This window comes from Pseudomonas bharatica (assembly GCF_048586865.1).
Classification (GTDB): domain Bacteria; phylum Pseudomonadota; class Gammaproteobacteria; order Pseudomonadales; family Pseudomonadaceae; genus Aquipseudomonas; species Aquipseudomonas bharatica.
In genome coordinates this window covers 254,355-266,569 of the sequence record NZ_JBMAWR010000005.1, presented here as the reverse complement: position 1 = coordinate 266,569, position 12,215 = coordinate 254,355, and the positions used below count along the sequence as shown (strand labels likewise).

10 protein-coding genes are annotated in these 12,215 nt (G+C 65.2%); 4 read left to right on the top strand and 6 right to left on the bottom strand.

Going from position 1 to position 12,215, the window contains the following annotated elements:
* The first annotated feature begins 172 nt into the window (after positions 1-172).
* Entirely contained in the window at positions 173-580 is a 408-nt protein-coding gene (locus ACKLLE_RS09285; RefSeq protein ID WP_420057704.1) for a RidA family protein, read from the top strand.
* Between the two features lie 122 nt (positions 581-702).
* Here the strand turns inward: ACKLLE_RS09285 and ACKLLE_RS09280 are convergent, their stop codons facing one another.
* The 4 genes from ACKLLE_RS09280 to ACKLLE_RS09265 are packed head-to-tail and all read right to left on the bottom strand — an operon-like array spanning position 703 to position 5,470.
* A complete protein-coding gene (locus tag ACKLLE_RS09280) occupies positions 703-1,560 on the bottom strand; it encodes an efflux RND transporter periplasmic adaptor subunit (protein ID WP_420057703.1) in 858 nt (285 codons plus the stop codon).
* Between the two features lie 10 nt (positions 1,561-1,570).
* Positions 1,571-1,771, bottom strand: a complete 201-nt coding sequence (locus tag ACKLLE_RS09275) for a DUF1656 domain-containing protein (RefSeq protein ID WP_064302741.1) — start codon at positions 1,769-1,771, stop codon at positions 1,571-1,573.
* Complete coding sequence (locus ACKLLE_RS09270) at positions 1,761-3,947, bottom strand: FUSC family protein (RefSeq protein ID WP_420057702.1); 2,187 nt, start codon at positions 3,945-3,947, stop codon at positions 1,761-1,763. Before ACKLLE_RS09270 ends, ACKLLE_RS09275 begins: the two co-directional genes overlap by 11 nt.
* Positions 3,944-5,470, bottom strand: coding sequence for an efflux transporter outer membrane subunit (locus tag ACKLLE_RS09265; RefSeq protein ID WP_420057701.1), 1,527 nt, complete (start codon positions 5,468-5,470; stop codon positions 3,944-3,946). Before ACKLLE_RS09265 ends, ACKLLE_RS09270 begins: the two co-directional genes overlap by 4 nt.
* 185 nt (positions 5,471-5,655) lie before the next feature.
* On the opposite strand from ACKLLE_RS09265, the gene ACKLLE_RS09260 reads away from it, so the two are divergent.
* Together ACKLLE_RS09260 and ACKLLE_RS09255 are read left to right on the top strand one after the other, a co-directional pair.
* Positions 5,656-6,603: a LysR family transcriptional regulator gene (locus ACKLLE_RS09260; RefSeq protein WP_009404366.1), complete on the top strand. Its 948-nt coding sequence runs from the start codon at positions 5,656-5,658 to the stop codon at positions 6,601-6,603.
* A 73-nt stretch (positions 6,604-6,676) separates the two neighbouring features.
* Positions 6,677-7,648 carry a 2-hydroxyacid dehydrogenase gene (locus ACKLLE_RS09255; protein ID WP_009404368.1) on the top strand — a complete coding sequence of 324 codons (972 nt, stop codon included), beginning with the start codon at positions 6,677-6,679 and terminating at the stop codon, positions 7,646-7,648.
* 90 nt (positions 7,649-7,738) lie between these two features.
* On the opposite strand, the gene ACKLLE_RS09250 is transcribed toward ACKLLE_RS09255, so the two are convergent.
* Entirely contained in the window at positions 7,739-8,641 is a 903-nt protein-coding gene (locus ACKLLE_RS09250; RefSeq protein ID WP_064302738.1) for a DMT family transporter, read from the bottom strand.
* A 134-nt stretch (positions 8,642-8,775) separates the two neighbouring features.
* Here ACKLLE_RS09250 and ACKLLE_RS09245 point away from each other — a divergent pair, with 134 nt between their 5' ends.
* Positions 8,776-9,651 carry a helix-turn-helix transcriptional regulator gene (locus ACKLLE_RS09245; RefSeq protein ID WP_420057699.1) on the top strand — a complete coding sequence of 292 codons (876 nt, stop codon included), beginning with the start codon at positions 8,776-8,778 and terminating at the stop codon, positions 9,649-9,651.
* A 93-nt stretch (positions 9,652-9,744) separates the two neighbouring features.
* Here ACKLLE_RS09245 and ACKLLE_RS09240 read toward each other — a convergent pair whose 3' ends face one another.
* A complete protein-coding gene (locus ACKLLE_RS09240; RefSeq protein ID WP_420057698.1) occupies positions 9,745-12,132 on the bottom strand; it encodes a TonB-dependent siderophore receptor in 2,388 nt (795 codons plus the stop codon).
* Between the last annotated feature and the right edge of the window lie 83 nt (positions 12,133-12,215).

Sequence of the window (12,215 nt, the reverse complement as noted above, 5' to 3'; positions counted from 1 at the left end):
GTATCCTGTGGGAGCGGGTTCACCCGCGATAGCTATAGTGACTTCACTACAGCAATCGCGGGTAAACACGCTCCCACAGGGGCCGCGGCGTTCTCTGGATTTTCCTGCTTGACCTCAACCTAACTAGAGGTCTGAAACTCCTCCGCTCTCTTTCTTCCTGTGGAGTTTCGCCATGACCACCCCTTTCCAGCTGTTCAACCCCGAAGGCCTCTACGACCCCAGCGCCAATGCCTATTCCCATGTCGCCGAGGTCAAGGCCGGGACGCGCTTGCTGTTTCTTGCCGGGCAAGGTGGCGAGGACCTGAGCGGCGCCCTGTCGCCGGTGTTCGCCGAGCAGGCGCGGCAGGCGCTGGAGAATGTGCGCACGGCACTGGCGGCCCGGGGGGCCGGGCTCGGGGATGTGTTCAAGCTGACGTTGTTGATCGTCGATCATTCGGCAGAGCGGCTGCGGGATTGGGTGCAGGTGGCGGATGAGGTGTGGGGGGAGAGGATGAAACCGGCTTGTACCTTGATTCCGGTGCCGAGGTTGGCGCTGGAGGGAATGCTGGTCGAGGTGGAGGCTGTGGCGGTCGGGCAGTAACACAGCTTCCGAGAGCACCACAATACTTGTGGGAGCGGGTTCACCCGCGATTACGGTGGTGAGCTCACTATCGCAATCGCGGGTGAACCCGCTCCCACAGGGGATTTGTAGTGTCTGTCAGATCACTTCCCAGGCCGCACGATCACCGTGCAGGTCGTCCCCGCCGCCAGCAGGAAGCCTTCCGGCACTTCATCGATATGAATCCGCACCGGCACGCGCTGGGCCAGCCGTACCCAGTTGAAGGTCGGGTTTACGTCGGCGATCAGCTCGCGGCTTTCGGGGTTGTCGCGGTCGTAGATGCCGCGTGAAATGCTCTCTACATGGCCCTGCAGCACTTCGCCGCTCATCATTTGCAATTCGGCGTGATCACCCACCCGCACATGGGGCAGCTTGGTTTCTTCGAAGAAGCCGTAGACCCAGAACGAGTCCTTGTCCACGACGGCCATCTTCGCTTCGCCGGTACGCGCGTAGTCGCCACGGTGGACGTTGAGGTTGGTCACGTAGCCATCCACCGTGGCGAGAATGGTGGTGCGCTTCAGGTCCAGTTGCGCGGCGGCCAGCTGTGCCTGCGCCTGCTGGTAATCGGCCAGCGCCGAGTTGGCGATATTGCTGGCGTCGTCGCGGTTCTCCTTGGAGATCACCAGGTTGTCCATGTCCGCCCGGCGGCTGGCGTTGACCTTGCGCATTTCCCAGGTGGCCTTGCGCGAGGCCACCAGCGCTTCGGCCTGGCGCACCGCTACCTCGTAGTGCTCGGGGTCGATGCGCATCAGCACGTCGCCCTTCTTCACCAGTTGGTTGTCCTTGACCGGCACGTCCACCACATACCCCGGCACGTCGGCGGCAACGTTGATGATGTCGGCGCGTACCCGGCCGTCACGGGTCCAGGGCGTGGTCATGTAGTTGATCCACAGCTGCCGGCCGATCGCCACGGCGGCGGCCAGCACGAGCAAGGTGGCGATCAGGCTGAAAAACTTCTTCATCGACGGGCTCTCAACGGTAGACGGTCAGCGCCATCGCGCCGAACAGGCAAAGGAACAGGCACAGGCGCAGCAAGGCCGGGTGCCAGAAAAAACGGTAGCCATCGACGCTGGCGATAAAGCGGTCCAGCCCCCAGGCCAGGCCCGCAGCGAACAGGAACATCAGGGTCACGGTGGGCATGTACAGGCCATGGAAGGCGATTTCACGAAGCATGCGGCGGTCCTTGCAGCGGGCCGAGTTCGGCCAGCGGCGATCGAGGGTCGAGCAGGGAAGTACGGATGAAGTGCAGGTAGCTTTGCACCCGGCGCAGCGCCGAGGTGTCGAAGTGGCGGGCGAAGGGCTCGTCGGTGGCCTGTACGCGGCTGATCGCATGTTCCACCGCCACCAGGGTGCGCTCGTGGTTGCTCGCCGACGGCTGCAGGAACAGCCGCGCCAGGGCCCGGCCCATGACCCGGATGGCCTGGCGCCACGGCTGGGATTCGGCATAGGACGGATGCACCGGGAGAATCGCCTGTTCCTTGCGCAACTCGATGATCGCGTGGCCGACTTCCAGCACCACGAACATCCAGCGCAGCAGGTGGCTTTGCACCAGCGGCTGGCCGACCGCCAGGCCGTAGGCCTGGTGCAGCAGGTCGCGGGTGCGGCTTTCGAAGCCCGAACCCAGCCCGCGCAGGCGCCCGCTGATGGCGAACAGCACCTGCTCGCGCAGGTCCTGCTCCAGCCGGCTCCACAGCCAGCGGCTGTTGGGCGGCAGGATGATCGCACCGGCGGCGGCACACACCAGCATGCCGATGACCATGCCGATGTAGTCGTTGATGTAGGTGTAGGGGTTGTAGACGGTCAGGTTGTTCGGCACCGAACCGATGGCGAAGAACACCAGCAGGCCCAGGCCATAGCCGGCATACGCCGGGCGCGAGGCGAGGAAGGCGCCGAGCACGAATACCGGCGCCAGCACCAGGCACAGCAGGGGGAAACCGTCGATCCAGGGGAACACGAAGAAGGTCTCGAAGAAACCGACGAAAGCGCCGAACAGCGTGCCGCAGGCCATCTGGAACGACATGCGCTTGGGGTTGGGCGAGGCCGCCGACAGGCCCACGGTGACCGTGGCGATCAAGGTCATCATGCCGCCGCTGGGCCAGTCGCTGAGCAGCCAGTAGCTGCCGAGCAACAGCAGCACCGCCGCCGCGCGCACGCCGGCTGCGGCCGACACCACCCAACTGGTCTGCGCCACATAGGGTTCGTCCCACTGCTCGCGCTCGTGGTTGTGCGCGGCGAGGGAGGCGTGGGTCTCGGCGTAGTTGTGCATGTCGTCGACGAAGCGGTACAGCAGTTCGTAGGCAGTGTGGAAATCCAGCAGGTCGGATTCGCTCGGCGCGGTTTCTTCGTAGGCCGAGCGCAGGGCACGGACCTGTGCCGGCAAGCCTGCCTTGTAGGCGGCCAGCTCCAGGGTCAGGCGCAGGGCGTCGGCATCGACCAGGGCCCGTCCGACATAAGGGTCGAGCAGTTCGGCCAGGGTCCTGAGGCCCGGCTCGATGGCGCTGACGATCTGCAACGGCCCGCGCGAACGCAGGCGCTCGAGCAACTGATGCAGGGCGTTGTAGCGCGTGGTGATGGCCATGAACTCGCTGTTCATGCGCATCAGCCGGCCGCTGCGCCGACGCATGTGCGGGTCTTCGAAGGTGGTGACGCTGCGCAGGCTCTCCAGCCCCACGGCCTCGGCGATAAAGCGTACGTTGCTGCTTTCCAGGCGGTCGCGCTGGCTGTCGCCACGCAGCCCTTCCACCACCACTCCGGCGAACACGCCAAAGCGCTGGTACAGGGCGTTGCGCATCGCCGCACTGGCCGACTGCGGAAGGATCGCGGCGCTGACCAGGGTCGAGACGAAGATCCCCAGGCCGATCTCCAGCACCCGCCATACCGCCGCCATGAAGGCCTCCTGCGGCTGATCGAGCACCGGCAGGCCGATCATCGCCGCCGTATAGCCGGCCAGAACGAAGCCATAGGCGCGGAAGGTGCGATAGCGCATCGCACCGGCTGAACACAGGCCGACCCACAGCGCCAGGCTGGGCAGGAACAGCTCGGTGTTCTGCGGAAAAATCGCGATCAGCGCCACCATCATCGCCGAGCCCGCCAGGGTGCCGAGCACCCGGTAGAAGCTTTTGGCGAACACATGTCCGCTTTGCGGTTGCATGACGATGAACACCGTGATCATCGCCGTGCGCGGTTGCGGCAGCTCCAGGCGCATGGCCAGCCACAGGGTGACGAAGGCGGCGGTAAGGACCTTGAAGATATAGACCCAGGTCACCCCGTCGGTGCGCGCCCACTCAAGGAAGCCGCGGCGCCACTCCAGGGAAGCGAGCCAGCGCAGCGGCAAGGCCAGTGCGTTCATTGGTGGTGGCCGGATTGGTCGAGGATCGCCAGGGTTTTCGGGGTGGGCGGTGCGGCCTCGCGCCCGGCGTCGGGCACATCGGCACCGGCGCCCAGGCCACCACCCAGCGCCGTGACCAGCCCGGCATGGGCGCTCAGGCGCGCGGCCTGGACCTGCTGCTCGATCATCTGCTGCTTGAACAACAGGGTCTGGGCGTTGAGCACGTTGAGGTAATCGGTAAGGCCACGCTGGAAGGCGATCATGGCGATGTCATAGGTCTTGCGTGCCGAAGCGACGGACTCGGCGGCGAAGTGCGCCTGCTCGTTCATCGACTCGCGGCGGATCAACTGGTCGGAAATGCCCTTGAGCGCCTCGACCACGGTCTGGTTGTAGCGCGCCACGGCGATGTCATAGCCGGCCGCAGCAACGCCCAGCTGCGAACGCAGGCGACCGCCATCGAAGATCGGCAGGCTGATGGCCGGGCCGACGTTGTAGTTGAATTTGCGCCCGGTGAGGAATTCCAGCGGGCCACCGCCGGTGGCCATGAAACCGAGGCCACCGACCAGATCGACGTTGGGGAAGAAACCGGCGTGGGCAACATCGATGCCCCGCGCCTGCGCCGCGACCTGCCAGCGACTGGCGACCACGTCCGGACGCTGGCCGACCAGATCCGCCGGGAGTGCCGACGGCAGCTTCAAGGGCGCCCCCAGGGCCAGCCGCGGACGCTGGATCTGCGCGCCCTCTCCCGGGCCCTTGCCGGCGAGCGCCGCCAACTGGTTACGGGCCAGGGCGATTTCCTCGTTGAGGGCGTCGAGCTGGCGGTGGGTTTCCGGCAGCGGGGTCTGCGCCTGGCTGACTTCGAAATGGGTGCCGATGCCGCCGGCCAGGCGCCGTTCGGCCAGGGCGAGGATCTGCTCCTGCTGGGCCAGCTCGGCCTTCACCACATCACGCTGGGCGAAGTGCAGCGACAACTGGATATACACGCGCACCAGGTTGTTCTGCAGTTCGAGCTGGGCCTGGCGGGCCTGGGCCGCGCTCATATGGGCCAGGTCCACGGCCTGTTCGCTGGCATTTTCTTCCCGTCCCCAGAGGTCGAGGGCGTAACGAAAGCCCAGGGCGGCGTTGTTGTCCCAGGTGTTGGCGCCAGACAGCGCACCCGGGCCATAGAACTGGTCTTCCGGCCAGTTGTGGCGTTTGAGGGTGGCGTCACCATTGACCTGGAGCTTCTCCGCCGACTCGACCACCCCGGCCATCGCCCGGGCCTCGCGTACCCGCGCCGCGGCCATGGCCAGGGTCGGGCTGCCGGCCAGGGCCAGCGCCATCCAGTGGTCCAGCTGCGGATCGCCATAGGCCCGCCACCACTGCTGCTCGGGCCAGTGCGCATCGCGGGCGGCTTCGGCGATCGCCGCGTCGGTCGTCAGGGTATTGGCTTGCAGCGTCTTGCTTTGCGGGGCAATGCCCCAGGTTCCGATACAGCCGCTCAAGGTGAAGCAAAAGGCACAGACACTGAGCGCATTCAGCGCTCTGATGATGCGACGCGGCACTGCTGCAAATTCCCGACGTAGGTGGATGAAGCCAAGAGCGGGCAATTCTATGAGGCGGCCGTGGCGGCGATAAGCGCGCATTCCTGTGAATCTTTATTACCGATTCGGCGATAATCCGGCTTTAGTCTGAAGACCAGCCAAGTTACTTCATGTCACAATTCTGTCGTCTTCCTTGAGAGCGCCCCATGGACACCCTGCAAAACATGCGTGCTTTCAGCTGCGTCGCCCAGGTTGGCAGCTTCACCGCCGCCGCCGTGCAGCTGGATACGACCACCGCGAACGTCTCGCGGGCGGTTTCCAATCTTGAAGCACACCTGCAAACCCGCCTGCTCAACCGCACCACCCGGCGCATCGCGCTGACCGAAGCCGGCAAGCGCTACCTGATGCGCTGCGAGCAGATCCTCACCTACGTCGAGGAAGCCGAGGCCGAGGCCAGCGACGCCCACGCCCGCCCCGCCGGGCAACTGAAGGTGCATTCGATGACCGGCGTCGGCCAGCACTTCGTCATCGACGCCATCGCCCGTTATCGCCAGACCCACCCGGACGTGACCTTCGACCTGACCATGGCCAACCGCGTGCCGGACCTGCTGGACGAGGGCTACGACGTGTCCATCGTCCTCGCCAGCGAACTGCCGGACTCGGGTTTCGTCTCGCAGCGCCTGGGCATCACCTACAGCATCGTCTGCGCCTCGCCGGAATACGTGGCCGAGCATGGCGTGGCGCAGAAACCGTCGGACCTGCTCAAGCATTCCTGCCTGCGCATGGTCAGCCCGGTGATCCCGCTGGAGAAATGGCTGTTCGACGGCCCGGAAGGCCAGGAGGTGGTCAACATCACCCAGGCGCCGTTCCAGGTGAACTCCGCCGACGCGATGAAGGCGGCGATCCGCAGCGGCATGGGGGTCGGCGTGCTGCCGATCTACTCGGCCATCGAGGGCCTGCGCGACGGCACCCTGGTGCGAGTGATGCCGGAATATCGCCTGCAGGAGCTGAACCTCTACGCGATCTACCCGTCGCGGCAGTACCTCGACGCCAAGATCAAGACCTGGGTCGAATACCTGCGCAACTCGCTGCCGGAGATCCTTGCGGCCCACGAAGCCGACCTGAAGACCCACGAGCTGCGCGTGGCCAACTGAAATCTTGCTGCACAGCGGCGGCGGGGAATGATAGGTTGCTACCCATTCCTCCCCGCCAGCAGAGATTTCCCCGATGAAAAAGACGGTACTGGCCTTCAGCCGCATCACCCCGCCCATGGCCGAACGCCTGGCGCAAGACTTCAATGTCATCGTGCCCAACCCGAAGAACGGCGACATCGCCGCCCAGTTCGACGAGGCCCTGCCCGAGGCCCACGGCCTGATCGGAGCCGGTCGCAAGCTGGGCGCGGCGCAGCTCGATGGCGCGCTGAAGCTGGAAGTGGTGTCCAGCGTCTCGGTGGGCTACGACAACTATGACGTGGCCTACCTGACCGAACGCGGCATCGCCCTCACCAACACCCCGGACGTCCTCACCGAAAGCACCGCCGACCTGGGTTTCAGCCTGATCATGAGCAGCGCCCGGCGCGTCGCCGAGCTGGATGCCTGGACCAAGGCCGGCAACTGGAAGGCCACGGTGGCGCCGTCGCATTTCGGTGCCGATGTACATGGCAAGACCCTGGGTATCGTCGGCCTCGGCAATATCGGAGCGGCGGTGGCGCGGCGCGGGCGCTTCGGTTTCAACATGCCGATCCTGTACAGCGGCAACAGCCGCAAGCCGGAGCTGGAGCAGGAACTGGGGGCGCGCTTCGTCAGCCTTGAGCAGTTGCTGGCCGAAGCGGACTTCGTTTGCCTGGTGGTGCCGCTCAGCGCCAGTACCAAGCACCTGATCGGCGCCGAGCAACTGCAGCGGATGAAGCGCAGTGCCTTCCTGATCAATATTTCCCGCGGGCCGGTGGTGGACGAAGCGGCGCTGGTGGAAGCGCTGCAAAACGGCACCATTCGCGGTGCGGGGCTGGATGTGTACGAGAAGGAGCCGCTGAGCGAATCGCCGTTGTTCTCGCTGAGCAATGCGGTGACCTTGCCCCATGTGGGCTCCGCTACGGCCGAAACCCGCGAGGCCATGGCCAACCGGGCCATCGATAACCTGCGGGCCGCCCTGCTGGGCGAGCGGCCGCGGGACCTGGTGAATCCGCAGGTCTGGAAGTAGTCCCTGAGGGCCCTATCGCGGGTGAACCCGCTCCCACAAGTTCACCATCGTCTGTGGGAGCGGGTTCACCCGCGATGAGGCCAGACCTGCCTACCTCAAGACCGCCCCGCCCACCGCAGCCTTCGGCTTCGGCTTCCTGAACACCAGCACATTACCCACCATCACCAGCACCAGCCCGACCAGGGCCGGCGCCGTCCACTGGTACCCTTCCATCACCGCCGACACGTTCAGCGCCACCAACGGGAACAGCACGGTGCAATAGGCCGCCCTCTCCGGCCCCATCCGGCCCACCAGCGTCAGGTAGGCGGTAAAGGCGATCACCGACCCCGGCACTGCCAGGTACAGCAGCGACCCCACGTACTGCCCGCTCCAGTCCATGCCGAACGGCACGCCGCTGACCAGGCAATACAACCCGAGCATGCTGGCGCCATACAGCATGCCCCAGGCATTGGTGGTCATCGGCCGCAGGCCAGCCTTCTGCTGCACGCTGGACAACATGTTGCCGGCCGAGAAGCACAAGGTCCCCAGCAGCCCCAGGCCCAGCCCCATCAAGGTTTCATGGCTGGCGCCCTGCCCGGCCAGTTCCGGCCAGAACAGCAAGCCCAACCCGGCCAGCCCCAGCGCCCCGCCAATCAACACATTGGGCGCGATTTTCTGCCCGAACAACACCCGGGCATTCAGCGCGTTCCACAGGGTCGCGGTGGAAAACACCACGGCGATCAACCCGGTGGTCACCCACTGGCTGGCGGTAAGGAAACACATGAAGTTCAGGCAGAACAGGCACAGGCCCTGGGCGACGCAGACCAGGTGCCCACGCCGGTTCATCGGTTGCAGCTTGCGGCTCAGCAGCAGGAACGCGAACAGCACCAGCGCCGCCAGGGCGAAGCGATAGACGATGGACACCGGGATGGCGACCACCCCGAGTTGCAGTTTCAAGGCGATCCAGGTGGTGCCCCAGATCAGGACGGTGAGCAGATACAGCGACAGGTTCATGGCGAAGGCTCCTACGATGGCCTTCAGTCTCTGGCCTGCCCGGCCTGCTGCGCTTGCATAAACTTGCGCTTTTATCGGCTAACCGGCTGTCAGACCAATGCCTACGGCGTAGGATGACCGCGGAGGTAGCCACCATGACCGCGCTCGACCAATTGCAGGTATTCAAGTCGATGAATGCTTCGCCCCATGCCCGCCTGGAAACCAGCGCGCTGCTGGGCGAGGGCATGGCAGCGGCGTTGTGGAGCAACCGGCATGACGCGCGGGACTACGAGGCGCCCAGCCATCACACCCTGTCGTGCTACATCGCCGACGGCACCGGCACCTTCCGCCGTGGCCAGCCGGACCGCAAGGGCGCGCCCGACAAGTTGTGCGTGATGCCGGCGGGCTGCGTGTCGAACTGGATCGTCAACGGCAGCATTCGCCTCGCCCACCTGTATATCAGCGAGGAACAGTTCGCCCTGGGTTGCGTCACCCTGCTCGACCGTGACCCACGGGAACTGCAATTGCGCGAAGCGGATTTCATCGAGGATGCGCAGCAGGCCCGGCGCTTTCGACAGTTGATCGCGATGAACTGGGAAGAGCCGGGGGAGCGTTTGCTGACCAGCAGCCTGGCACACGAGATCCTCAGCCATGCGCTGCTCAGCCAGGTCGGGTTGCGTGAAGGCTTGCGCCTGAAGGGCGGCCTGGCAGCGCATCAGCGCCGGCATCTGGCGGACTACATCGAGGTGCACCTGGACGAATCGATCGGGCTCGGCGAACTGGCGGCGCTGTGCAGCCTGTCGGAGTACCACTTTGCGCGGATGTTCCGCGAGAGCTTCGGGCTGCCGCCGCACCAGTACCTGCTGGCGCGAAGGCTGGCCAAGGCCCGCGAGCTGCTGGCCGCAGGGGACCTGCCGCTGGGCGAAGTGGCATTGCGCTGCGGGTTTGCCAGTGCCAGTCATTTCAGCAACCGGTTCCGCCAGGCGGTGGGGGCGACGCCGGGGGCTTATCGGCTGGCGCTGGGCAGCTAGGGCCTCATCGCGGGTGAACCCGCTCCCACAGACGGTGGTGAACCTGTGGGAGCGGGTTCACCCGCGATGAGGCCCGAGAGAACAACAAAGAGATCAGAACTCCAGCGTGCTCGAAAGGCTGACCTGCCGCGAATCCCCGATCGCCACGAAGTAGCGGTTCACCGCCGAGGTGTAGTAGGTCTTGTCGAACAGGTTCTTCACGTTCAACTGGAAACGCACCTTGTGCTCGTCGAGCTTCGTTTCGTAGCTGGCAAAGGCATCCGCCACGGTGTACGACGGCAGATCGAAGTCATTGACCGGGTTGCCCGCCCGTTCGCCCACATAACGCGCCCCGGCGCCTATGCGCAGGCGATCGCCGCCCAGCACGCTGCCGAAGTCATACACCGCCGAAAGCGACCCACTGTGCCTGGCCACGTTCTGCAGGCGATTGCCCTTGTAGTCCGGGTCCTTGGTCACTTCCGCGTCGGTGAAGGCGTAGCTGCCGATCAGGCTCCAGCGCTCGCTCAACTGGCCGCTGACGTCCACTTCCAGACCGCGGGATCGCACCTCGCCCGCCGCGCTGTAGACCGTATCGCCAGTGCTGGTATCGAAGTTGGACACCAGCACATTGCGCTTGGTGATGTCGAAGAGCGCGACCGTGGCACTAAGCGAGTCCGGCAGATCCAGCTTGGCGCCGATCTCCCAGGCCTTGCCCTCTTCCGGCGCGATCGCCGAGTCCAGCACCAGGCCGCCGGTCAGCGGAGCGATGCTGGAGTTGGGCTTGAACGACTCGCTGTAGCTGCCGTACAGCGACAGCGTGTCGTCGACCTTGTAGACCACCCCGGCATGCGGCACCCAGGCCTGGTCCTTGTTGTCGGTATTGGCCTTGAACGGTCGCCCGCGCCCGGCGTACTGGTCGTAGGTCTGCCAGCGTGCGCCGGCCACCAGGATCCAGTGCTCGTCGAGGTGCAGCGAGTCCTGGAAGAACAGAGCGTCGTTGCGCAGCTTGTCGGTCTGCGCACTGTCGCTGGCGCGTACCGTGGTGCCCTCGACTTCGCGGCCATACACCGGGTTGATGTAGCTGAAGGTACTGCGGCTGGCCTGGCGGATCAGGTCGGAGCGATAGATCTTGCGGTACTCGCTGTCGATGCCGAACAGCAAATCGTTCTGCAATCCGGCGACCTGCACCTTGCCGTCGAAGCTCAGGGTGGCGAAACGGTCGCTGCTCAACGCACCACGGGTGCCGTCGATGCTGCGGGTCAGGGTGCCGCGGGCGGCATTCACGCCGGTCACCCGCACCTGGCTGGCGTCATAGGTCTCGCGGTTGAAGCTGTAGCCGAAGTGAGCCTTCCAGTCATCGGAAAACTGGTGATCGACTTCCAGGCGATACAGGTCCGAGCGCCCTTCCATGTCGTTGAACGGTTCGTCGAGGCGGCGCTCGGCAGGAATGTTCAACGGACGATTGGTGTTCGGGTCGATGGCGGTGCCGCGGTCGAACGGGTAGAGGAACTCACGATGCTCGTAGGCCAGCTGCACCTGGGTGTTTTCGCCGTACCAGGCCAGCGACGGGGCCACCAGCGATTCGCGGTGCACGCCGTAGTTGCGCCAGTAGTCCTCGTCCTCATGGTCCAGCACCAGGCGATAGGCCAGGCCGCTGTCGCCCAGGGCGCCAGTGCTGTCGAGGCCGCCGCCGCTGCCGTTCTTGCCTTCGCCGTAGGTCGAGCCGCGCAGGTTGAGGGCGTTGTAGCTCTGCAATTGCGGGCGCTTGCTGACCACGTTGATCACCCCGCCCGGATCCTGGATGCCGTACAGCAGCGAGGCCGGGCCCTTGAGCACTTCGACGCGCTCGGTGGTGGCGTTGAGGCTGCGGCCCTGCACGATGGGCATGCCGTCGCGCATGATCGAGCCGTCGCGGTTGTCGCCGAAACCGCGCTTCATCACGGTGTCGGAGGTGCCGCCGAAGTTGTTGCCCTGGGTGATGCCGCTGACGTTGTACAGGGCATCGTCGAGGTTGCGCGGGGTCTGGTCCTTGAGCACCTGTTCCGGCACCACGTTGATGGCTTGCGGAATCTCCATGCTCGACGCCGAACCACGCATGATCGAGGTGGTTTCCGGCTGGGCGTAGCTGCCGATGCCATCAGCCTGGGACACGATGCTGGTGGCCTGCAGGTTGAGGGTGCCGTCCTGCGGCAAGGGTTCCAGGGTCAGGGTGCGGGCATTGACCCGGCGGTAGCCGAAGCCGGAACCCTGCAACAGCCGCAGCAACGCCGCTTCGGCACCCAGCCGGCCGTTCAGCGCCGGCGCCTGCTGGCTGGAGAGATCGACGGTGTAGACCACGCTGAGCCCGGTGATACGACTGAAATCGGCCAGGGCCTGGGGCAGCGGCTTGCCCGGCACATCGAACTGATACACCTGCTCGACCTGCTCCGCCGCATATGCCGGCAGCACCATCAGCCCCGCCAAACCCAATGAAACGCTGTAAACCGCCGACCTTGCCTGCATGCCGATGAACCTGTGAGAGAACAGTCTTGTATGCGAATAAATCGCACTTCCATTCACTACACGGATGTCGTCGCGAAGTACCT